The 21,496-nt window shown below is 37.3% G+C and carries 24 protein-coding genes; 5 read left to right on the top strand and 19 right to left on the bottom strand.

Annotated features, from left to right (window positions below; all coding sequences use genetic code 11):
* Nucleotides 1–135 precede the first annotated feature (135 nt).
* A complete protein-coding gene (locus tag IGK96_RS03680) occupies nt 136–762 on the top strand; it encodes an MBL fold metallo-hydrolase (protein WP_002372190.1) in 627 nt (208 codons plus the stop codon).
* Between the two features lie 40 nt (nt 763–802).
* Nucleotides 803–1,513 (top strand): histidine phosphatase family protein, encoded by a 711-nt coding sequence (locus IGK96_RS03675; protein ID WP_002359733.1) that lies wholly within the window; start codon nt 803–805, stop codon nt 1,511–1,513.
* 49 nt (nt 1,514–1,562) lie between these two features.
* On the opposite strand, the gene IGK96_RS03670 is transcribed toward IGK96_RS03675, so the two are convergent.
* From IGK96_RS03670 to IGK96_RS03650, 5 genes are all read right to left on the bottom strand, one after another.
* Nucleotides 1,563–2,411 carry a MurR/RpiR family transcriptional regulator gene (locus IGK96_RS03670; protein ID WP_002382748.1) on the bottom strand — a complete coding sequence of 283 codons (849 nt, stop codon included), beginning with the start codon at nt 2,409–2,411 and terminating at the stop codon, nt 1,563–1,565.
* 87 nt (nt 2,412–2,498) lie between these two features.
* The gene (locus IGK96_RS03665; protein WP_010776007.1) at nt 2,499–3,953 is read right to left on the bottom strand and encodes a PTS transporter subunit EIIC; all 1,455 of its coding nucleotides are present in this window, start codon (nt 3,951–3,953) and stop codon (nt 2,499–2,501) included.
* Nucleotides 3,954–3,975: 22 nt separating this feature from the next.
* The gene (murQ, locus tag IGK96_RS03660) at nt 3,976–4,866 is read right to left on the bottom strand and encodes an N-acetylmuramic acid 6-phosphate etherase (RefSeq protein WP_002381571.1); all 891 of its coding nucleotides are present in this window, start codon (nt 4,864–4,866) and stop codon (nt 3,976–3,978) included.
* On the bottom strand, nt 4,841–5,950 hold the full coding sequence (locus tag IGK96_RS03655; RefSeq protein ID WP_033917865.1) for a DUF871 domain-containing protein: 1,110 nt from the start codon (nt 5,948–5,950) through the stop codon (nt 4,841–4,843). Before IGK96_RS03655 ends, murQ begins: the two co-directional genes overlap by 26 nt.
* 407 nt (nt 5,951–6,357) lie before the next feature.
* The gene (locus IGK96_RS03650) at nt 6,358–6,918 is read right to left on the bottom strand and encodes a PTS sugar transporter subunit IIA (protein WP_002380597.1); all 561 of its coding nucleotides are present in this window, start codon (nt 6,916–6,918) and stop codon (nt 6,358–6,360) included.
* A gap of 115 nt (nt 6,919–7,033) precedes the next feature.
* Between IGK96_RS03650 and IGK96_RS03645 the strand changes: the two genes are divergently transcribed.
* Nucleotides 7,034–7,864, top strand: a complete 831-nt coding sequence (locus IGK96_RS03645; RefSeq protein WP_002356708.1) for an undecaprenyl-diphosphate phosphatase — start codon at nt 7,034–7,036, stop codon at nt 7,862–7,864.
* Between the two features lie 38 nt (nt 7,865–7,902).
* On the opposite strand, the gene IGK96_RS03640 is transcribed toward IGK96_RS03645, so the two are convergent.
* From IGK96_RS03640 to IGK96_RS03630, 3 genes are read right to left on the bottom strand one after another with little or no spacing between them, the layout of a single operon-like run.
* Nucleotides 7,903–8,688, bottom strand: coding sequence for a ChbG/HpnK family deacetylase (locus tag IGK96_RS03640; protein WP_002374323.1), 786 nt, complete (start codon nt 8,686–8,688; stop codon nt 7,903–7,905).
* An 18-nt stretch (nt 8,689–8,706) separates the two neighbouring features.
* The gene (locus IGK96_RS03635; protein WP_002400859.1) at nt 8,707–9,330 is read right to left on the bottom strand and encodes a DUF47 domain-containing protein; all 624 of its coding nucleotides are present in this window, start codon (nt 9,328–9,330) and stop codon (nt 8,707–8,709) included.
* Nucleotides 9,331–9,342: 12 nt separating this feature from the next.
* The gene (locus IGK96_RS03630; protein ID WP_002356704.1) at nt 9,343–10,377 is read right to left on the bottom strand and encodes an inorganic phosphate transporter; all 1,035 of its coding nucleotides are present in this window, start codon (nt 10,375–10,377) and stop codon (nt 9,343–9,345) included.
* A 210-nt stretch (nt 10,378–10,587) separates the two neighbouring features.
* Here IGK96_RS03630 and rpsT point away from each other — a divergent pair, with 210 nt between their 5' ends.
* Nucleotides 10,588–10,839 carry a 30S ribosomal protein S20 gene (rpsT, locus tag IGK96_RS03625; RefSeq protein ID WP_002356703.1) on the top strand — a complete coding sequence of 84 codons (252 nt, stop codon included), beginning with the start codon at nt 10,588–10,590 and terminating at the stop codon, nt 10,837–10,839.
* An 86-nt stretch (nt 10,840–10,925) separates the two neighbouring features.
* Here the strand turns inward: rpsT and IGK96_RS03620 are convergent, their stop codons facing one another.
* Nucleotides 10,926–11,483: an acyl-CoA thioesterase gene (locus IGK96_RS03620; RefSeq protein WP_002382741.1), complete on the bottom strand. Its 558-nt coding sequence runs from the start codon at nt 11,481–11,483 to the stop codon at nt 10,926–10,928.
* A 168-nt stretch (nt 11,484–11,651) separates the two neighbouring features.
* Here IGK96_RS03620 and IGK96_RS03615 point away from each other — a divergent pair, with 168 nt between their 5' ends.
* Nucleotides 11,652–12,593, top strand: a complete 942-nt coding sequence (locus IGK96_RS03615) for a ketopantoate reductase family protein (protein ID WP_010817509.1) — start codon at nt 11,652–11,654, stop codon at nt 12,591–12,593.
* Nucleotides 12,594–12,644: 51 nt separating this feature from the next.
* Here the strand turns inward: IGK96_RS03615 and holA are convergent, their stop codons facing one another.
* From holA to IGK96_RS03565, 10 genes are all read right to left on the bottom strand, one after another.
* On the bottom strand, nt 12,645–13,673 hold the full coding sequence (holA, locus tag IGK96_RS03610) for a DNA polymerase III subunit delta (RefSeq protein ID WP_002362655.1): 1,029 nt from the start codon (nt 13,671–13,673) through the stop codon (nt 12,645–12,647).
* A 57-nt stretch (nt 13,674–13,730) separates the two neighbouring features.
* Complete coding sequence (locus IGK96_RS03605) at nt 13,731–15,995, bottom strand: DNA internalization-related competence protein ComEC/Rec2 (protein ID WP_161975112.1); 2,265 nt, start codon at nt 15,993–15,995, stop codon at nt 13,731–13,733.
* Between the two features lie 34 nt (nt 15,996–16,029).
* A complete protein-coding gene (locus IGK96_RS03600; protein ID WP_002395327.1) occupies nt 16,030–16,533 on the bottom strand; it encodes a ComE operon protein 2 in 504 nt (167 codons plus the stop codon).
* 122 nt (nt 16,534–16,655) lie between these two features.
* Nucleotides 16,656–17,333 (bottom strand): helix-hairpin-helix domain-containing protein, encoded by a 678-nt coding sequence (locus IGK96_RS03595; protein ID WP_161975111.1) that lies wholly within the window; start codon nt 17,331–17,333, stop codon nt 16,656–16,658.
* 61 nt (nt 17,334–17,394) lie between these two features.
* The gene (locus IGK96_RS03590) at nt 17,395–18,465 is read right to left on the bottom strand and encodes a SepM family pheromone-processing serine protease (protein ID WP_002399203.1); all 1,071 of its coding nucleotides are present in this window, start codon (nt 18,463–18,465) and stop codon (nt 17,395–17,397) included.
* On the bottom strand, nt 18,452–18,943 hold the full coding sequence (coaD, locus tag IGK96_RS03585) for a pantetheine-phosphate adenylyltransferase (RefSeq protein ID WP_002356693.1): 492 nt from the start codon (nt 18,941–18,943) through the stop codon (nt 18,452–18,454). Before coaD ends, IGK96_RS03590 begins: the two co-directional genes overlap by 14 nt.
* A 1-nt stretch (nt 18,944) precedes the next feature.
* Nucleotides 18,945–19,538 (bottom strand): 16S rRNA (guanine(966)-N(2))-methyltransferase RsmD, encoded by a 594-nt coding sequence (gene rsmD, locus IGK96_RS03580; protein ID WP_002414371.1) that lies wholly within the window; start codon nt 19,536–19,538, stop codon nt 18,945–18,947.
* A 59-nt stretch (nt 19,539–19,597) separates the two neighbouring features.
* Entirely contained in the window at nt 19,598–19,948 is a 351-nt protein-coding gene (locus tag IGK96_RS03575; RefSeq protein WP_002359714.1) for a YlbG family protein, read from the bottom strand.
* Complete coding sequence (locus IGK96_RS03570; RefSeq protein WP_002356689.1) at nt 19,938–20,372, bottom strand: YlbF family regulator; 435 nt, start codon at nt 20,370–20,372, stop codon at nt 19,938–19,940. The genes IGK96_RS03575 and IGK96_RS03570 overlap by 11 nt, the downstream gene beginning before the upstream one ends.
* Nucleotides 20,369–21,493 carry a CAP-associated domain-containing protein gene (locus tag IGK96_RS03565; protein WP_080474160.1) on the bottom strand — a complete coding sequence of 375 codons (1,125 nt, stop codon included), beginning with the start codon at nt 21,491–21,493 and terminating at the stop codon, nt 20,369–20,371. Before IGK96_RS03565 ends, IGK96_RS03570 begins: the two co-directional genes overlap by 4 nt.
* Between the last annotated feature and the right edge of the window lie 3 nt (nt 21,494–21,496).

Below are 21,496 nucleotides of genomic sequence, written 5' to 3'. Positions count from 1 at the left end.
TACGTGTTCAAACAAGCAAAAACCGAACATTCTAAGAATGATTTATTTTTTCTTTGGATAAACAAGAAAACTTTCTATTCTTAAGATTCTTCGGTATACTTGAAGAGAATCGTTAGAACTTTAGGAGGTCCTGAGATGATACAGATCGAACAAATTAGAACAGGTGTTATTCAAGAAAACTGTTATCTTGTTTATAATGAAGAAGCATTATTAATTATTGATCCAGGTGCAGAAGGAGCAAAACTAATTCAAGAAATTACCCGTTTAGGGAAGAACCCAGCCGCTATTTTATTAACACATACTCACTATGATCATATTGGTGCGGTAGAAGAATTGCGCCATCATTATCAAATCCCTGTTTATGTTAGTCCATTAGAACAAGCGTGGCTTTCCAATCCTATTTTGAATCTTTCAGGATTAGGCAGACATGACGATATAGCAAATATTATTGTTCAACCCGCCGAACATGAATTTAAACTAACCGATTATGAAATTGGCGGCATGAAATTTTCCGTAGTCCCAACACCTGGTCATTCAATTGGTAGCGTCAGCTTTGTCTTTGATGATTTTGTTGTTGTTGGGGATGCATTGTTTAAAGGTAGTATTGGTCGTACCGATTTACACACTGGTGATATGCAACAATTATTACACAGCATTACGACCTATCTATTCACTTTACCAGAAGAATTTCCTGTTTATCCAGGCCATGGTGATGCCACGACCATTCAACATGAAAAAGCCACAAACCCATTTTTTAATTAGAGATTTATTCACTATTTAAAGAAACTTAGGAGGAGTAGCAATGACTGAAGCAACGACACTTTATATTATTCGTCACGGAAAAACGATGTTTAATACGATTGGCCGAACCCAAGGCTGGTCAGATACCCCCTTAACCAAACAAGGAGAAGAAGGCATTTATCATTTAGGCTTAGGTCTTAGGGATATAGACTTTAAGGAAGCCTATAGTAGTGATAGTGGTCGTGCCATGCAAACCGCTCAGATTATTTTACAAGAACATCAAAACCACCAAAAGATTCCTTACCTAACCGATAAACGGATTCGTGAGTGGTGTTTTGGTTCTTTAGATGGTGGCTATGATGGTGAACTTTGGGGTGTGGTGCCACGCATTTTAGCTTTTAAAAGTTATGAGGACATGATGACCACGAAGATTACCTATCGTGAGCTAGCAAATGCTATTATTGAAGCCGATACGGCTGACTGGGCGGAGCCTTATGAAGTTATCCGTGATCGTGTTTGGTCTGGTTTCGAAGATATCGCTCATCATCGAGAAAAAAATGGTGGCGGCAAAGTCATGGTGGTTTCCCATGGACTAACAATTTCCTTTTTACTTTCCTTAATTGATGCAAGTTTGCCTATGCAGATGGCGCTGGAGAATGGTAGCGTGACGACCTTAACTTACGAAAAAGGAACATTTACCATTCAAGGAATTAATGATATTTCTTATATTGAAAAGGGAAAAAAGATCGCTGAAAAGCGCCGTTTGTTGTAAAAAAAGAGAAGGTTATCTGTCAAAATGACAGATAACCTTCTCTTTTTATTTATTCTTTTAAACGTTCTACGTTTTTTCTTGAAATTTGAATTTTTTCTAAGGTTTCCTTATAGTTTTTTGCTGCATAAGCAAAAAATAAAACATCAACTACATACAATTGTGCCACCAAGGAAACAGTAGCCGCACTTCTCAATGGCACGTCTTCCCCACTAGAGGTTTGAAGGACGATATCACTTTTTTCACCAATCACTGATTTTTCATCTTGTGTGATACTAATAATAGGAATCCCTTGCTGCTTCGCTAAATCAGCTAAAGTACTTGCTTCTTTATTCGTTCCAGAATTAGAAATAACAATAAAAACACTAGGCTTTTCTGTTGAGCCTAACATAGAAGCAAATAAATGATGATCCAATGTTGTAAATACCGTTCGGCCTAAGCGCGTAAACTTTTGATAAATATCTTGAGCAACCAACGAAGAGGCGCCCAACCCATAGACAAAAATTACTTCTGTTTTTTCCAACAAATCAACGGCTTCATTCACTGCGACATCCTCTAATGTCTGACCGCTTCGCTCAACCACATGAACAAAGCGCGCCTGTAACTTTTGTTTAATATCAGCTGTTGATTCCCCTTTAGTAACTTCAGTATACATTTGCTGCTTCATTTGGCCAAGATTTGCAGATAATAAAAGTTTCAACTCTGTGAAGCCATTCACATCCATAGAATGACAAAAGCGAATAATTGCCGCTGGACTTGATCCTGCTTGTTTCGCTAGCTCTTGCGCATTCATTGAAATAACTGTTTCTGTATTTTTTAAAATATATTCTGCGATTTTTCGTTCTGATTTTGGTAATTGTTGTAGACGATCTTGGATAGATAAGACAATATTTTGTTGCATAAACACCCCTCCTGATACACCATTTCCTACGCAATTAAATTTTAACAAAGAAAAAGGGAGAAGCCAAGTTCTCCTTTTTTCTATTTATTATTTAGTTGTTTGCATATCTTTAGGAATCCCAAAGAATAACGTTGCTACAAAACCACCTGCGTAAGCAGCCAATAAACCTAATACATATGCAAGCCATTGGTTGTTGGCAATTAATGGAATTAAAGCCACCCCACTTGGTCCAATAGCAATCGCACCAACATTACCGAAGGCACCAATTACTGCACCACCAATACCACCGCCGATACAAGCAGTAATGAATGGACGTCCTAATGGTAAAGTAACTCCGTAGATTAATGGTTCACCAATACCTAAAATCCCAACTGGCAAGGCACCTTTAATCATTTCAACTAATTTTTTATCTGATTTACAACGAATCCATAATGCTAAAGCTGCACCGACTTGTCCCGCACCAGCCATGGCCAGAATTGGTAATAACAAAGTCATCCCTGTTTGATTAATCATTTCAATGTGGATTGGCGTCAAAATTTGATGTAAACCAAACATTACCATTGGCAAGAAGGTTAAACCAAGAGTAAAGCCAGCAACCATGCCACCTTTTTCTAAGACAACATTGATAATACCAACTAAGCCATTAGAAATAGCTCCGGCTACAGGCATGATTAAGAAAATAGTTGCTAAGCCAATCACTAAAAGTGAAATGGTTGGCGTTACGATAATATCAATTGATTCTGGGACAATTTTATGCAATTGTTTTTCTAACAATGATAATAACCATACGGCAAAAATAACACCGATAATTCCGCCTTGTCCTGCAGATAATGTTCCCCCAGTGAAAATATTACTGATTGGAGCATCCGGATTCATTCCTGTCAACATTGTGACTGCCCCAATAACACCACCCAACGCTGGCGTTGCACCAAAAACGCTGGCGCTGTTAATCCCAGTGTAAAGAGCTAAATAAGCAAAAATCCCATTTTTAATGATATTTAAGACATCGATATATTGTTGCCATGAAGCTGAAATATCACCAGCAACAACTAAGTTAGACATAACAGCTGCAATCCCGCCAATAATACCAGCCCCAACAAAGGCAGGAATCATCGGAACAAAGATACTAGAAATAGCTTTTAATACTTTTTTAAATGGTGAAGTGTTATTTTGTTTCGCTTTTTGTTGTGCTTTCATTTGAGCGGCTTTTTCTTCTACTAAATCTTTTCCAGATTTGCCTGCTGAAGCATCAGTTGAGGTGTCATGATTAAATGGTTCTCCCAATTTGACACCTGCTTGATCTACCATTTCTTGTGCAACCTTGTTAACAGTCCCTGGACCAACAACTACTTGTAACGTATCATCTTCTACGACGCCCATAACGCCATCAATTTTTTTCAATCCTTCAATATCCACTTTGTCATAATCGCGGATATCCATACGAACACGAGTCATACAATGAATGACTTTGTCCACGTTTTCTTGACCACCAACTTCTTTATAAATCCCATCAGCAATGCGTTTAATTCTTTCTTCTGCCATGTTAAAACACCCTCCTAATTCCTTAATTTAATGTATTCTTGATAAATTGATTCCCGTCAATTAATTTTTGTGTTGCTTCTTCTTTAGTACTATCAGTTAAAATCATTACAATTGCTAACTTCACATTTTCTTCTGCCTCTACAAATTTTAGTTCGGCAACTTCATAACTACAACCCGTTGCTTCCATAATAATCCGTTTGGAACGCTCCACTAATTTTTCATTGGTTGGTTTTACATCAACCATTAAGTTATTGTAGACTTTCCCAATACCAATCATGGAAATAGTTGATAACATATTTAAAATTAATTTTTGAGCTGTCCCAGATTTCAAGCGAGTCGAACCTGTTAAAAATTCAGGTCCTGCATCTACTTCAATCGGCATTTGCGCATATTTACTAATTTCGGCATTTTTATTACATGCCACAGTTGCGGTAGCTGCTCCCACCGTTGTAGCATATTCTAAACCGCCAATTACATAAGGCGTCCGACCACTGGCTGCAATCCCAACAACAATGTCATTTGCTGATAATTTTAGATCAACTAAATCTTGACGACCTAGTTCTTTTGAATCTTCGGCACCCTCTACTGCGACAGTCATTGCTTTTTGACCACCAGCGATGAGGCCTTGAACCATCTCTGGCTCGACGCCAAAAGTTGGTACGCATTCGGCTGCATCTAAGACACCTAACCGACCACTCGTACCAGCGCCCATGTAGATCAAGCGGCCGCCTTGATTGAAACTTTTGATGATGGCTTCTACCACTGGTTCAATGGCTGCTAATTCTTGACCCACTGCTATTGCAACTTTTTGGTCTTCTTGATTCATTTTTTGTAAAGCTTCTTTGACACTCATCTCATCTAAGCCCATTGTATTTTCATTTCTACGTTCAGTTGTTAAGTTTTCTAAATTCATTTTCTATCGTTCCTTCCGTGACTAGCGTAAATTGATTGCCTGCCTTGATTAACGGCAATATCGTTTGATCTTTTTCAATAATTCGTGTAATCGTATTGACTTTTTCATCTTTCGGCAAGTCCACAAGTGTGACTTGAATTTCTCCCATATAGCGACCATATTTTTCATTATCAATCGTTACGGTTCCCACTGGACGTGCTTCAGTCTGCTCTGACTCAATCGTTGCAATTTCATCTTTTCTGAACATTTCACTCGTTCTTGATAATTCACTTCGCAAAACATCTCTTGCAGCATCTAAACGATTGGTATGAGTCCCAAGTATTCGTTTCAAATAGTGGCTCTTGCTAGGTGCTACTTCTAACAGAAATTGATTGGTTTGGTGATAATAACCAAATTGAGCCATGGTTCGCTCACTAATTGTGGGATCACCAATATAAACAGCATCGACATAAGGATCAGCCATCAAACCAACGGCAGCGGCGAAAGGATTTTGCCCCCGATGTTTTTCTAATGTTGGTAAACCAGCAAAAATTGGGCCTCTTGTTTGCCCATCTCCTGGCACAAAAGTAAAAACTTGTAAGCCTAATTCTTTAAGCCAGCGGTTCTTTTCATTAAAAAATGTTGTTCCAATGCCTGTTTCAGGTCTTGGATAATAATTATGCCAAGCTTCTAAGCGAGAAAAGTCCGCTTGGTGAGCCTTTAACTCAGCTACTTCTTCCAGTGTAATGGTACTAGCATTCAATCCTATATCAATCTTATGTGAAGCATGAGCCATTTGTTCTATCGTAATGCCATAGTCCATCCGGAGGCCAGTTACGCCCAACTCAATTAAAGGCTCTAATTCATCGAAAGAAAAACCCGCTCTTTTTAACGCTTCACCTGAAATATCTACCATAATTTTCATTTTTTCTGCCTTAGCAATTGCCCCTAAATCAGTCAAGCGTTGGCGGTAAAGGGAAGTATCATCTTCTGGAATGTGTAAAGAAGTGAAAATACCATCAAATCCAAGCGCTTTCATCTTTTTGATATAAATAATTGTATCGTTTGTAATCTCTTCACCAAGAAAAACTGAAATACCATACATCTTTTTAGCTCCTCTCTAATACGCTTTCATTATAACTTGTTTGAAATAAAATTTCAACTATTTTTCTAAATATTTTTTAATTCCAAAATAAAATTTTATTTCTGTTCAAAAAAAACGAGCGTGGAACAAAAATCACTTTGGATTTTTGCTCCACGCTCAAAAACTGATAAACGGCGGGAATAGAAGCAACACTCCGCGTTGCTCCGATCTCAACAACTTCTAAGTGCTAAAGCTCTAAGAGTTGAAGGTCCTTCGGAAATAAGCCGAAATTGTTGAGAATCACGAAGAACGTAGTGATTCGATGATGAACAATACCTACTTGGTCTCCAAAAATCAAAGATCAATTTTCGGAAATTTCTTCTTATTTCTCGGAGCTAAACGGTTCTGTCCCGACCTCGTCTACTACATTAATTGGCTGTGGCAGAGCCAACTGGTGTACCAGCTGTAACCACGCCAGTTTTCTCTAACGAAAATTGTGCTACTTTATCCATGTTGGTAATAATGACAACCATTTCAGTTCCTTTACCAGCTGCTTTAATTGCCTCTAAATCAGCAATTGCGACCACCGTATCTGCAGTCACTTGGTCGCCTTCTTTCACTTTAATAGTGAACGGTGCCCCGTTTAACTCTACCGTATCAATACCCATGTGTAATAAAATTTCAAGACCGTTTGTCATTTTTAAACCAATGGCATGTTTTGTTTGGAAAACGCTTAAAACTTCTCCTTCAATAGGTGCATAAATTTCACCATTTTCTGGAACTACTGCATAGCCATCTCCCATCATTTTTTGTGAAAAAACAGGATCATTCACTTCACTAATTGGGATAACGGTTCCATTGGCAACGGCATACATTGTATTATTTTCGACAACTTCATTCTTTTTCTTCAAAAATCCAAACATTTCTCTTCCCCCATTTTTTAAAGTATCACTAGTATAGAAAAAAGTTTCATGAATTACAAGTGGCACCTTTGTATAATTCTAAAATTTATTTTAAAATAAGAATTTGCATTGGCATTTACTTTGTCAGCGGGTATACTTATACTTGATGTATTTTGCATTTATTTCAGAAAGGAATGGTGACATGCTTTTTGCTAACCTATGGAAAGCAATTATTCTTGGTATTATCGAAGGAATTACCGAGTGGCTTCCAATTAGTAGTACCGGACATTTAATTTTAGTGGATGAGTTTATTAAACTCGATCTAAGTAAAGATTTTATGGAAATGTTCAACGTCGTTATCCAATTGGGAGCGATTATGGCGGTTGTTATTTTATACTTCCACAAATTGAATCCTTTCTCACCAAAGAAAAATGGCGAAGAGAAAAAAGATACTTGGATTCTTTGGTCTAAAGTCTTAGTCGCTTGTTTACCAGCGGCAGTTATTGGTCTAAAATTTGATGATTATTTAGATGCACATTTTTATAACTTTTTAACAGTATCGATTATGTTAATTGTTTATGGGATTGCTTTTATTATCATTGAAAAACGAAATAAAAATGTTGCACCGAAGTGTACTAATCTAAAAGACTTCACTTATAAAGCCGCTTTAATCGTTGGTGCTTTCCAAGTACTGGCATTAATTCCAGGAACTTCACGTTCAGGAGCGACCATTTTAGGGGCAATCTTAATTGGGGCCTCACGTTTTGTTGCAACAGAGTTTTCATTTTTCTTAGGAATTCCAGTAATGTTTGGAGCAAGTTTTTTAAAAATCTTTAAATTCTTGGCCAAAGGAAATACGTTTGGGTCAGAAGAAATCATTATTTTATTAACTGGCTCTATTGTTGCCTTCGTTGTTTCCATCATTGCGATTAAATTCTTATTGAATTACTTGAAGAAAAACGATTTTACAGTTTTCGGTTGGTATCGTGTAATTTTAGGTGCGATTTTAATTGGCTACTGGTTATTCTCATAAAAATAAAACCGTTGCTTTCACTATTGAAAGCAACGGTTTTATTTTTTTAAATCGCCAAACGTTATCCGCTCAATCCCCTGTTCTTCAAACCACTGACGAACACGAGGATCACAAATCGTTGCTAATTCTTTGCAGCGTAAAGTGGTATAAGAAGAATTGTCTAACACAAATTGATCCAAATACCCAACATCAAAATGCATCTCAGCAATTGCCGATTCCGGCATCCGTAATAAACCAAAGTCATCTTCTAAAAAATTCTCCACTGATACGCCTTCGTGAATATAAGATAACGCGCCAGACTCTAACAAATGTGTCACCTGGAAATAACCTTGTTGCGGTGGATATTCTTTTTCCCCACTATATTTCAGGGTTGTATGAAGTCCGTACTCTTCTGCTAATTCTAAAAATACTTGATCAACCACTTCATCACCAATCGAATGGCAATCAAAATGTTCAGGATAATGTCCAGTTAGTTCCTTAAAGCGCGTCAATTGTGCAATCGTTTCAAGTCGTACTTCTTCATATACGAAGGTTACTTGCTTTTGTTGACGATAATAAGAAGAGCGATGAAAATTGCCTTGTTCATCTACCAGTGAAGGAATCATACATGGGTCCGCACAAGGTTTCCCTAATAAAAAATTCGTATGCTGACCTACAAATAAGCCTGGATAATTTTTTGCTAACGCAACGGCGTGTTCTGCTGTTGGTAAATTGGGCATCAAAAGTGTCGACGTTGTTAAACCATCGACATAACTTTTGATAATGCCATGATTAATCGCTTCTGACATCCCAAAATCATCAGCATCAATAATTACTTTAACCAACAGCTCCCCCTCTTTTCTTTACGTATTTTTGATGACAATTCCGACAATAATATTAACAGCTGATTCACAATCATTAATCGTGCGCTCAAGCTGATCGTAAACATCTTTCCACTTGATAACTTTTAATAAATCTTTTTCGTTGGTCATCAAATCTTTCATGGCGCTACTGTATAATTTATCGCCTTGAGATTCAATCGTATTCACTTCATCAATCAATGAAACTAACGTTTTAGAATTCTTAAATTTTGCAAATTCCTTCGTTGCTGATTTAACGCCTTCTGTCGCTTTAACAATATAAGCAGTTAATTCTAGCGCGGGCGCAATCATTTCTTCGACAACTAAATGATCAAGTAAATAAGACAAACTATTAATGCTATCAATAATGTTATCTAAGTGATCCGTAATATCGACAATATCTTCTCGATCAATCGGCGTAATAAAGGAAATATAGAGTTCATTTAAAATTTTGCGAACAATTTCATCATTCTCTTTTTCCAATTGATGAATCACTTCTGATTTTTTTACTAAGTTTTCTAATGAATAATTGTCTACAATTTCTTGCAAAACCTTTGCCGCTTCATAAGCATTTGTTGCTAACTGGTTTAATTCTCCAAAATAATCAAATTGTTTTTTACGTGCCATGTTTTTCTCTCCTTAAAAAATTGCAATAAATAATTTTGACATCACATAAGCGATCAGCCCACATCCTGGGAAAGTTAAAATCCATGCTATCAGCATTTCTTTCACGATACGCCAGTCAACACTTGAGATTCGCTTAGAAGCACCTACTCCCATAATCGCTGTTGTTTTTGTATGAGTAGTTGAAACTGGAATCCCAAAAGCCGATGCTAAAAATAAACAAATAGCCGTGCTTAAATCTGCAGTGAAGCCTTGATAGCGTTCAAGTTTTACCATATCCATCCCGACTGATTTAATGATTCTCATGCCGCCCACAGAAGTTCCAATGCCCATTGTAATGGAACACAGAACCATAACCCATAACGGAATCACAAAACCGCCACCTGTTTTTTCGACTAAATTATTATAAAAAAGCACTAACATGAACACGCCCATAAATTTTTGCCCATCTTGCGCACCATGTAAAAAAGCATTAGCTCCTGCACCAAAGGCTTGTCCAACTGTAAAAAATTTGTTGGCTTTTCTTCTAGGCACAGCCGAGAAAGCTTTCACAACAAGTTTGGCAATCAAATAACCGCCGCCAAAGCCCATAACGGTAGAAACAACTAGACCAACAAGCACTTTGATCCATTCCGAGCCATTGACTGCACCCAAACCACCTAATGCCATTGCCGAACCAGTCAAGCCGGCAATTAACGCATGGCTTTCACTTGTGGGAATACCAAAATACCACGCAGCAACTGCCCAAACCACAATTGAAAAAAGCGAAGCAGCCAAAGCCACCTGTGAAGCGTTTCCATTTGCGTCAAAACTAACAATGTTGCTAATCGTTTCAGCTACTTGGGCATTAAAAAAGGTCATGACTAATGCACCTAAAAAGTTCATCACAACAGCCATCCAAATTGCGACATTCGGTTTTAACACCCGAGTCGAGACAGCGGTTGCAATTGCGTTCGGCGCATCCGTCCAACCGTTAACAAAAATTACACCCATTACCAAAGTAATCGTTACCAATAATGCAATACTCACAAAGACACCACCATTTTTCATTTATCTATTTTATCATAGCATGTTTTAAAAAAAATGTATGCTTTTTTCTTAAGGCTCTGGCAAATTTTCTTATTTTTTTCTTGAAATTGTCTGTTAAGGAAAAAAACTTGTCGTCTTTTATTGCAATGGAACAATGGATTAGGTATAATGATTACTGTTGAATTACATTGGCTGACCAGTGTAAAACCTAAATCATCGGAGGTGAAACAAATGCCAAATATCGAATCTGCAATCAAACGCGTACGTACAAGTGCTAACGCGAATGCGAAAAATTCATCTCAAACAAACGCAATGCGTACAGCAATCAAGAAATTTGAAGAAGCTGTAGCTGCTGGAGCTGATAACGTCGATGCTTTATACAACGAAGCTGTTAAAGCTGTTGATATGGCTGCAACTAAAGGTTTAATCCATAAAAACAAAGCTAACCGCGATAAAATTCGTTTAAGCAAATTAGCTAAATAATGTGAGATAGAAGTTAGCATTCATGTTAGCTTCTTTTTTCATCAAAAAATGTCCAAGTCTGTTTTCACAAAGACTCGGACATTTTTTTATAAAGGTGAATCAATCCACGGTAAATCTGTTGTGAGATGTTGACTAAATAATTTAGTCTCTTCTCGCAAAGCTAAACGTTGTTGTCTTCTCGTTTCATAATTGGAACAAATCAACTTTTCTTCTGCAGTTTCTGGGACGACTGCCGCTAATTGGAAGTCACTTTCAGGATTCATATGAGACGGAATGGCTACAAAAGTTGTAAAACAAGTCGCCGCTAAATAACGCTCTCCAGTTGTTAAATCTTCTCCTACAACTTTAACAAATACTTCCATCGATTTATGATGCACGCCAGAAACAAACGTTTCAACACACACTGAGTGATTTTCTTTTAAAGGTTTTAAAAAATTCAAGTTATCTAAAGATGCTGTAACTGCCCCTCTCCGACAATGTCGTGAAACGGAAATGGATGCGGCATCATCAATTAAAGACATTAATTTCCCACCAAATAGTGCACCAAAGGGATTTAAATCAAAGGGAAATACACGATGTGTTTGAATCACTCGTGATTCTCGACAAAATTTTTCTTTCGTCATTAACGATTCCTCTACTTTCATTTATAAACTTTTCCACGCTTTACTTTAGCTTACTTTACCATTTGATGCAATCCTTACTTTTTAGGAAACATTTAAAAAATAACAAATTTGCAAGTCCCATTTATTCATTTTTAGGAAAGTTGCTGTATAATAATAACGGTTAAAGAACTTTTAAGGAGATGGATACACATGAAAATTGCAATTGCTGGTGCCGGCGCTATGGGCAGCCGTTTAGGAATTATGTTGCATCAAGGCGGAAATGATGTAACTTTAATCGATCAATGGCCCGCGCACATTGAAGCCATTCGTGAACATGGTTTAATCGCTGATTTTAATGGAGAAGAAGTTGTCGCAAAACTACCAATCTTCTCACCAGAAGAAATTGACCATCAAAATGAACAAGTAGATTTAATTATTGCTTTAACCAAAGCACAACAATTAGATGCAATGTTTAAAGCGATTCAACCAATGATTACTGAAAAAACGTATGTACTATGTTTATTAAATGGCTTAGGTCATGAAGATGTACTAGAAAAATATGTGCCAAAAGAAAACATCTTGGTTGGCATTACCATGTGGACAGCTGGTTTAGAAGGACCGGGACGTGTTAAACTTTTAGGTGATGGCGAAATTGAATTAGAAAATATTGATCCTTCTGGTAAAGAATTTGCTTTAGAAGTCGTTGATGTCTTCCAAAAAGCTGGTTTAAATCCAAGCTATAGTAGCAATGTTCGCTACTCTATTTGGCGGAAAGCCTGTGTCAATGGTACGCTAAACGGTTTGTGTACAATCCTTGATTGTAATATTGCCGAATTTGGCGCACTACCTGTTAGTGAATCCCTTGTTAAAACATTAATCAGTGAATTTGCAGCAGTCGCAGAAAAAGAAGCCATTCATTTAGATCAAGCAGAAGTCTATACACATATTGCTCAAACTTATGATCCAAACGGTATTGGCTTGCACTATCCGTCTATGTATCAAGATTTAATTAAAAATCATCGTCTCACAGAAATTGATTACATTAATGGTGCTGTTTGGCGCAAAGGACAAAAATACAACGTAGCAACACCTTTCTGTGCCATGTTGACACAGCTTGTTCATGGAAAAGAAGAACTATTAGGAGCTAAATAATAAGAAAGTACCAGAGACAATCGTTGTATGACGATTGTCTCTGGTACTTTCTTATTTTGCTTGCGCAGTCAATTTTAAAATAAATAATTGGAATAGTAATTCTTTATCCATTTGGCCCGTTTTCATGCGGTAATCATTTTCAACTAATTCATCATAAAGTCTTTCTAATCGAGACAATTCAAATCGTCGGACTTGTTGTAACGCTAACTTGACTCGATAAGGATGAACCTTTAATGTATCAGCGATATTCGCTTGTTGATAGCCCATCTTAGCCAAAATTTTTGTTTGCAGAAAAAGGCGAATCTGATTCAATAAGATTGCATTTAACTTAATGGTTTCTTCTCCTTGTAAAAGTAAATCTTCATACAATTGAACAGCTTTTTCACTGTTTCCAGAAAGTACTTCGTTGGTTAAATCAAAAACATTATGTTCCAAAGACTTAGGGACTAATTCTTGAACCGCACCTCGTGTAATTGTCTTCGTTTCAAGGGCATATAAATACAGCTTCTGTAATTCTCCCATAATTTTTGATAAGTTCAAGTCTGTCAATTGAAGTAATAAATCAAAAGCATCGGAGCGAATAGTGTACCCTTCGCTCTCAATCGTTTGAGAAATGTACTGACGAATAGCCTTTTCATCCATTGGATTGACGTCAACTACTGTGGCATTTTTTTTCAATGCTTTGGTAATTTTTTTGCGTTCATCTAATTTTTCATATGAGGCCATAAAAACAAGAACAGTTGTTGGTGATGGACTTTCCAAATAATTCAATAAAAGATTGACATCATGTTCCACACCGTTTGTTTTTCTTTCGGCAGTTAAAAAGTAAGGATTTTCCACAAAGACAAGGCGATAATCACCAAAAAACGGAATTGTTTCCGCTTCAGCAATCGCTGCACTTAAAGGTGTTTCCTCCATATCAAATGAGAAAAAGTTAAATTGATCATCCTCTTCCGTCAACAATTCTTTCATCAATGTTGTTTTAAATAATTCAGTTAAATAAAGTTCTGTTCCTATTAATAAATACACTGGAGCGATTTTTTGCTCTCGCACTTCTTTCAAAGCTTTTTGTAACTCCATTGGCTCGCTCCTTTTCTCGTTTCTCTTGTTTATCCTATCATGTTACTTCTGGAAATACTAGTCTTGTTCTTTAACAAATTTGGCTTTAGAAAGCCCTTGCCAAGGTAACCATTGATAATAAATCATTCCTTGAAGATCGGTCCGATAATAATTTATTTTTTGCTCCTCTAGCGTCGCTAATGTCTCCTGATGAGGATGTTTAAAACGATTATTCAGTCCAGCTGAAATCAATGCTTCTCGCGGATTAAGCTGTTTGATAAATCTTTTAGTAGACGACGTTTTACTACCATGATGACCGACTTTCAAGATGTCGATTTTCAACTGGGGATAGCGAGCCAACACTTGTTCTTCTCCTTCGGCTTCCAAGTCACCAGTAAATAAAAAATGCCGTCCGCCTAATTGTGTGGAAAACACTATCGAGTCATTATTGCCCCCAATACTGCTCTTATTTGGTGATAAAATTTGAAAAGAAACGGGCCCATTAATTCGCTTGGATGCTAAAATTGGCCGACAGTCTGTTCCGCTTTTTTGGAGTTGTTTCAAGACTTGGCGAAACGAAAAATTGGCTTCAGCTGCTCCTTTAGGGAAATAAAGAACAGAAATTGGAACCTTCTGCGCAATGGCTAATAAATCGCCAAAATGGTCTTCATGTGCGTGTGTGATGATCACTTCATCTAAACGTTTGACCCCTTGACTTTTGAGAAAAGGAATCACTGAATATTCCGCTCCTGATCGACTATTTTTCCGTTGCCGCCAAGCTTCTTTGTCAAAAGACAACCGACCACCTGTATCGATCAGTGTATTTTTTCTGTGAAAAGGCGCTTGGATAAACAAACTATCCCCTTGGCCTACATCGATCATTGCAACAATGCCAATTGGCGAAAGGTATTTACTATTTATCAAAACAATTAGTAGTCCGATTGAGAAAAGAATTTTTTTAGACTTGTCTGCTAAATAAATCATTGAAAGTCCGATTAGTAATAACAAACTAATTTGTATCCAAGCATTTAAATAGCCGATGGTCAGCTTCGGATTTAAGTGAACTAGCACCCACTCAAATAAGCCATTCATTGTTAAAAATAGTGGTTCGAGCAAGGCTGCTAAATAACGTGCTGGCATAATAATCACTAGAAAAAAGTTCAACGTCAAAAGCGGTAACAAGAACCGTTCAAAAATTGGTAACAAGAGAAATGTTAAGAAACTTCCTAACAAGGGCCATTCATAAAATGATTGGACTAAAATAGGTAAGGAAGCCACAGCCAATAGGAAAGAGCCTACACAATTTTTAATGAAAGGCGAAGAATAACCGACCAATGTTTGCTCTAAAAACAGCAGAACAAAGGAAAGTAAATAACTAAATTGACCGCCGACTGAAAAAAAGAGGGTTGGCTGAACAATCAAGTGCACTAAGAGAGTTAAACTCCAACAATCGAGGGCCGGAACCTGCCAATTAAACCGTCGATTGAACGTATTGAGGTTTGTTTGTAAAAGCGCCCGCATGACACTGACTGAGAATCCTGTTAAACCAGCATATATCAGTGAAAAAGCGCATTGCCACAAAAAATAACTTTCTTGCGTTCGGCGAGCAATTCTTAGCATTAGCAAGCGAAATAAACGAAGGAAAAAAGAAACATGCATCCCTGACAAACTAAAAAGATGCAAAATGCCTAATGCTGAAAATTTATCGCTTATTTCAGCAAATTCTTCATTACGAAAACCTAAAAGCAACGCATTCATGTACATTGCACTAGTATCACCAAAATTTTTCTGAATATGTACCATCGCCCACTTCCGCCAGCCGCTAATGATTTCTTTAAACCGCCAAGAAAAAAAGGAACGCGGTTGTCCTATCTCCTCAATGAATAAAATAGCTTCGATTCCTTGATTCTTTAAAAATAGTTGATAATTGAAGCCATTTTTGTTGGTTTGACCTTGGGGCGAGTCTAAAATACCTACAGCGGTTGCCTGAATGGTTGTGGTTAGTTGTTGCCATTGCTGTTTTTCTTTCACACTTTTTAATTGATAAAATGCCAGTACTTTCTGCCTTTTGCCTTTTACGATCCAATTGGCAGGAAATTTTACTTGATCACCATCGACTTGTATTTCATCTGGCAATATCGTTAGCTGTCCTGACAAGCGGACTTCTTTAGGCAACAAAGAGACTGGCTTTAACCACTGGAAAATCAATATGCCCCCTACTATTAAAAAACTGCACAAAAAACCTCCCAATATAACAGGAAAACTTTTTGTACAGACAATACGGATAACAGTGATAGAAAGAAGAAGAGCTCCTAATAGACTAGGTGCGAAAAAACACCACAGCCCACAACTAGTCAGCAGAGCTATGAAGAACCAATTATTCCTCAGCTGAGGAAGGATTGTCCTCAAGTGTGGCAAATTCTTCTCCCCATTGTAATTCGGCAAAATATTTTGGTACTAAAGTCACTTTTTCAACCGTGGCACCTACTTGTTCAATTAAATTTAGGGCATACTCATCATTACGGTAATCCTTTAAATAATAAATCTTTTTAATCCCTGCTTGTAAAATCATCTTTGTACATTGCAGGCACGGGAAATGTGTCACATAAATTTCTGCCCCTTCTGTAGGGACGCCAAACTTCGCACATTGTAAAATTGCATTCATTTCTGCGTGGATTGTTCGAACGCAATGATTATCAACAACATAGCATCCTTCATCAATACAATGCGTTCCGCCACTGACTGAACCATTGTAACCTCCTGCAATAATTCGTTTGTCGCGAACAATGGTTGCTCCGACAGTTAACCGTGTGCAAGTACTTCTTAATGATAATAAGACGCTTTGTCCCATAAAATATTGGTCCCATGGAATTCGTTCCATAATAAACCTCCTTTATTTTTAATGACTCCTGTGTTCGATTTGCCAAATCATTTAATCTTATTACAAATAGTATGTTATCCGCATCCCATAGTCAAGAATTCTCAGGAATTTTCTGTTAAAAGTTAGCCAGTCACTGTCAACATGTCTTTTAAACGATCTACTGTTTTCTCTCCAATACCTGGAACATTTTTCAGTTCCTCGACGGTTTTAAACGGTCCTTGTTCGTCACGAAAGCGAATAATCTCTTGTGCTTTTTTCGCACCGATTCCTGAAATCGTTTGTAGCTCTGCTTCTGTTGCCGTATTAAGGTTGATTTTTTCCTCCTGATTTTGCTGAGCAGGTGCTGATTCCTGCAGCGTTTCTAATGACTGTGCCACTGATTCTCCTTTTTTGGGCACGTAAATAATCATTTGATCTTTTACTTTTTGAGCGTAATTGACCTGGGTAGTATCAGCTTCCTCGCTCACACCTCCAGCTAAAGCTAAAGCATCCCAAATCCGCTGCTGATTTTTTAGTTGATAGATTCCTGGTACTTTCACTGCGCCTTTAATATCAACATAGATCATTGTTTCTGCCCTTTCTTTTGTGGCATCTGTGGCGACCTCTGCCGTAGTGGTCAGACTTGTCTCCTCCCACATTGTGGTGTCTACTCGTGGCTCCTTATTAACCATCAAATAAATGCCCACTAATAGAGTTATCAAAATAACTATAGACGCGCCACTACCTAGCAATAGCCACTTTTTGGGTAACTGTTTCAACCAATCCATCGTTTGTCCTCCCTTCAAAATATAATTACGCATTTTTTAACAAAAAATGCGCCTGGACCAAAAATCACTAGTAATTTTTGGCCCAGGCACACTTTTATTTTAATTTTTCTAGATAGTTCAAGGCATCTTGAACCGTTTTTACTGGGACAATTTTCATTTTTGTCCCAATTTTTTTCGCAGCTTCTTGTGCTTCTTGATAATTCGATTTGATTTTCGGCTCAACTTTTTTCATTTCTGAAGTTATTTCATCATCGGGTGCAAAGAAAATTTCTGCGCCGTTCTCACTGGCAGTTACAACTTTTTTGTCAATGCCTCCGATTCTACCAACGATTCCTTGACTGTTCATCGTACCTGTTCCAGCAATTTCATGACCTTTACGTAAATCTTTATGACTTAATTGTTCATAGGTCTGCAAAGTAAACATTAACCCAGCCGATGGCCCACCAATATCACCCGCTTCAATAGATACTGGGATAGAAGAATCAATTTCTGTATGATCGGTCAAACCAATACCAATCCCCGCTTTTTTATCTGTTGGCAATTCAATTAATTTGCCGGTCGCTTCTTTTGCTTTGCCATCTTGAGTAAATTGAACAGTGACTTTTTGATTCACTTTTTGTGCTTTAATGTAGTTCATTAATTCTTCACTGCTTTTAAAAGATTTACCATCCACGCCTGTCACGGTATCGCCAACTTCAATTTTTCCTTTAAAACTTGAGTTGTCTTCCATCGCTAACACATAGACGCCTTTAAATTTCATCTCATATGGAACCTTCGCTAATTTTAAGGCTTGCTCAATTGCGGCGTTTTTTGAGGAATCCATATAGTATTGTTGAATTCGATTATATTCGCTATTACTACTATCCCCCATTAATTCTTTTTTAGACATGACTTCTTGAAAATCCGAAAAGTTTGCTTTTATGGCAGAAAAAATAGTGGCCGAACGAATGCCCACCGTTGTTAAATAAAAAGCACCTGACTGCGTATCTTTTTTTCCATCAACAGTTACAAACTCTTTTAAATTTTCTGTCGTTCCTGGTCCTTCAATATAATAAGGAATTGGGACGATAAACAAACCAATTAGCAGCAATGCCAATACCATTGGAATGAGTGATTTAAACGAAAATTTTTCTGTTTTTTTATTCATTATTTTAGCTCCAGTCATTCTTCTTTTGTTTTAACGCATGATAAATATTGGGAGGAAGATAGTCAGACACATCGCCCCCAAAACGTAAAACTTCTTTTAGTAAACTGGAACTTACATGTGCATATGGTTCTTCTGCTAATAGAAAAACCGTTTCAATTTCTGGCGCCAGATGTTGATTCATTTTAGCAATGTCTTTCTCGTACTCGTAGTCTTTGACGTTTCTAATGCCACGAATCAAAAAATTAGCCCCTAATGATTTTGCACTTTCCACAGTTAACTGGGTTTCTTGCATGATAACACGCACATTTGGCATTTCTTTAGTTGCTTCTTCAATTAAATATTTTTTCTCTTCTGGCGTAAATAATGTTTGCTTACTTGTATTTATAAAAACGCCAATAATGACTTCGTCAAATAACTTCGCACTGCGTTCAATCAAATTTAAATGACCATTTGTCATCGGATCAAAACTTCCGGGAAATAGAGCAATTTTACGCATCTTACGCCTCCTGACGATAAATCGTTACTTGAGTGATTCCGTAAACGGTTTCTCTTGTTTTTTCTAGTGTACCAATCGTTTCTGGTAACTTGACAGTTTTATCTGTTTCACAAACGATAACGGCTTCGTTTGTTAATAACTGCCGTTCTAACATCTTTTCTAATTGTGAAACAATTTCTTGTTTGGCATAGGGCGGATCCAATAAGACCAAATCAAATTGTAACTTCTCTTCATAAAACTGTTCTAAGGCACGATTAGCATCCATTTTTCTAACTTCAAATTTTTCTGGTTCTTTTGTAATCGCAATATTTTCTTTAATTACTTTTAGTGCAGCAAAATTCTTTTCAATACAAATACTTTTGTCCATTCCACGAGAAACGGCTTCAATCGCTAACCCGCCACTTCCTGAATATAAATCCAGCGCCATTCCACCATCGAAATATGGACCAATCATATTAAAAATAGATTCTTTTACTTTATCTGTTGTGGGCCTAGTATTGTCGCCATCTAACGCTTTCAAGCGTCGGCCACCATATTCTCCAGAAATAACACGCATTGTTTCGACTCCTTTATCAATCATTCTTTTATAATTCATTATAACAAAAAGAGTGAAAAATGTTTGAAATTTCTCATAACATTTCTCACTCTTTTGCATTAGACATTCTCTGCTAAGCGAATCTCTGTAGATAATTCCTCTACTACATAGCCATCGTCTTCTTGTTCTTGATAAGCCGCTTTGGTACCAATTTTTTCAGCAAAATTCATTTCGACATCTGGTCGATACGATTTATCGACACTACGAACAAAATGTAACTGATTAATTTTTTCCATGTTACTTTCAATATTTTCTTCATTCATGTAAATCACCACATATTTCATTTTTCGTGAAACATAGTGAATCAGTCCATATCGGCGTAACTGTTTTAACGGTTTTAATGTGTATACCCAAACAATTAGGCAACGACGCTCTTGAAGCGTAAATTCTTTTTCTTCTTTAGCTTGCATGGCAGCTTCCTCCACAACCTGAATGTTTCTTTCCTCGTTCAAAGAAAGGATTTCCAGCATCTACTTTAATATCTTCAGAAATTAGTTGCGCAATCTTTAAACCAATTGTATCTAGCAACGTTTGAACGTTTGTCTCAGCAAAACGATAATTTGCAACGATTTCATTTAAATCAAGCGCCCGCTTCGCTTTACGTAGGGCTCGCTGTTTCTCCCGAAAATCGGGTGCATGAATTCCATAAGCCTCTACTCGTTCAAAGGCTGACTTAGCTTCTAAAAATGCTTTTTGTAACTGAGCAACTTCCGCCGAAGCATACATAGCTTTTTTTGTTTCTTTATAGTTTTGAACAGCATCACTTTCTAAAAGTGCTGAAATTAAGCATTCTGTTTGATCTTCAATTGCAAATAAATGTTCTGTTACAATCATAACTTTTCACTACTCTCCGTGATTTGCCTATTTTCTGGTCGTTTCTCTAATAAGACTAACACACCTTCATTGGAAAAGGCAACGCCCAATTCTGTCGTTTCTGACTCAGCAAAATAGCTATCATATTGCGGGTCCGAAAACCATGACAAGATAGTAAAGGTACTATCATAAACAGGTTCTTGGAAAATACCTGCTGGTTCTCTCAACGAAAGTTTGCTCGTTTTAACTAATAAAGAAAATTCGTCCTTAGTCAAATGAAAGGGATGAATGGCTGTATGTTCCTCTCTCGTTTGTAACAATTCTGCTTGTCGATTTGCCGACAAAATTGTTGGTGTATGGTTAGCCATCGTTTGATACAATGTTTGGGCATCTTTTTGGCTTTGTGTAGAAACTGAAAAAGCAGCTTGATTTTCTTGCTGTTTAACCAGATTCATGACATAAATCGCTTGGTTACTTTGAACAGGATCGAAGGTCATTGACTGCGTTATATCAACTGGCAAAGGAGAACCTTCATTTAATTGATACGGCATTTCCGTGAGCAACGTTTCTTTATTGACATAATTAACTGCCATTAAACCACCTGTACGCTGATTAAAAAATAACACCGCAAAACTGCCATTATCAAAAGCAACCAGTGGTCGATAGTTCATATCTTCTTCCATCAGCTCGACATCGTAAGCTTCATGATGAAAATTAAATGCAAAATTCGAATAAATCGTCATTAAATCAGACAAGTCAGCAAGCTTCATATCTATCTTAAACGGTTCTATCATTTTGTCATTGTTAAAGGCCTTAATTGCGATGACTTTATTTTCTCGAACGTTGACTTCTAAGTAATCATTCATCGTCAAACCGAACGTCCATAATTCATACGTACGACCTGTTTTAATTTTTTCTTTAGGATTGCCAAACTGGCGGATAAAGGTTTCCACATCTTTCCCTATGTATGCTGCGTAGCCAGAAGCTGGCAATTCTTCATGAGGAACAGCGGTGTGAGCGCTGGATAAGCGCCCACTTTGAGCTGTTTCGGTTGGTTTTTCAGCAGGGAAAAAAACTGGCTCTAAATATCCAATGAGCAGAACTGTTAAAAAAACAGCAGTAAAGGTCCAAAATCGCTTCATTTT

It is taken from the genome of Enterococcus sp. DIV0682, assembly GCF_051712685.1.
In the GTDB taxonomy this organism is placed as follows: Bacteria; Bacillota; Bacilli; order Lactobacillales; family Enterococcaceae; genus Enterococcus; species Enterococcus faecalis.
The sequence above is the reverse complement of the archived record's forward strand: the minus strand, read 5'-3'. Positions and strand labels throughout refer to the sequence as shown.

Bases quoted from the DNA above. Each gene is read 5' to 3' on its own strand.
- IGK96_RS03680 (WP_002372190.1), top strand. From the start codon at position 136: ATGATACAGATCGAACAAATTAGAACAGGTGTTATTCAAGAAAACTGT.
- IGK96_RS03675 (WP_002359733.1), top strand. From the start codon at position 803: ATGACTGAAGCAACGACACTTTATATTATTCGTCACGGAAAAACGATG.
- IGK96_RS03670 (WP_002382748.1), bottom strand. From the start codon at position 2,411: ATGCAACAAAATATTGTCTTATCTATCCAAGATCGTCTACAACAATTA.
- IGK96_RS03665 (WP_010776007.1), bottom strand. From the start codon at position 3,953: ATGGCAGAAGAAAGAATTAAACGCATTGCTGATGGGATTTATAAAGAA.
- murQ (WP_002381571.1), bottom strand. From the start codon at position 4,866: ATGAATTTAGAAAACTTAACAACTGAACGTAGAAATGAAAATACAATG.
- IGK96_RS03655 (WP_033917865.1), bottom strand. From the start codon at position 5,950: ATGTATGGTATTTCAGTTTTTCTTGGTGAAGAGATTACAAACGATACA.
- IGK96_RS03645 (WP_002356708.1), top strand. From the start codon at position 7,034: ATGCTTTTTGCTAACCTATGGAAAGCAATTATTCTTGGTATTATCGAA.
- IGK96_RS03635 (WP_002400859.1), bottom strand. From the start codon at position 9,330: ATGGCACGTAAAAAACAATTTGATTATTTTGGAGAATTAAACCAGTTA.
- IGK96_RS03630 (WP_002356704.1), bottom strand. From the start codon at position 10,377: ATGAAAAATGGTGGTGTCTTTGTGAGTATTGCATTATTGGTAACGATT.
- rpsT (WP_002356703.1), top strand. From the start codon at position 10,588: ATGCCAAATATCGAATCTGCAATCAAACGCGTACGTACAAGTGCTAAC.
- IGK96_RS03620 (WP_002382741.1), bottom strand. From the start codon at position 11,483: ATGAAAGTAGAGGAATCGTTAATGACGAAAGAAAAATTTTGTCGAGAA.
- IGK96_RS03615 (WP_010817509.1), top strand. From the start codon at position 11,652: ATGAAAATTGCAATTGCTGGTGCCGGCGCTATGGGCAGCCGTTTAGGA.
- holA (WP_002362655.1), bottom strand. From the start codon at position 13,673: ATGGAGTTACAAAAAGCTTTGAAAGAAGTGCGAGAGCAAAAAATCGCT.
- IGK96_RS03600 (WP_002395327.1), bottom strand. From the start codon at position 16,533: ATGGAACGAATTCCATGGGACCAATATTTTATGGGACAAAGCGTCTTA.
- IGK96_RS03595 (WP_161975111.1), bottom strand. From the start codon at position 17,333: ATGCGTAATTATATTTTGAAGGGAGGACAAACGATGGATTGGTTGAAA.
- IGK96_RS03590 (WP_002399203.1), bottom strand. From the start codon at position 18,465: ATGACTGGAGCTAAAATAATGAATAAAAAAACAGAAAAATTTTCGTTT.
- coaD (WP_002356693.1), bottom strand. From the start codon at position 18,943: ATGCGTAAAATTGCTCTATTTCCCGGAAGTTTTGATCCGATGACAAAT.
- rsmD (WP_002414371.1), bottom strand. From the start codon at position 19,538: ATGAATTATAAAAGAATGATTGATAAAGGAGTCGAAACAATGCGTGTT.
- IGK96_RS03575 (WP_002359714.1), bottom strand. From the start codon at position 19,948: ATGCAAGCTAAAGAAGAAAAAGAATTTACGCTTCAAGAGCGTCGTTGC.
- IGK96_RS03570 (WP_002356689.1), bottom strand. From the start codon at position 20,372: ATGATTGTAACAGAACATTTATTTGCAATTGAAGATCAAACAGAATGC.
- IGK96_RS03565 (WP_080474160.1), bottom strand. From the start codon at position 21,493: ATGAAGCGATTTTGGACCTTTACTGCTGTTTTTTTAACAGTTCTGCTC.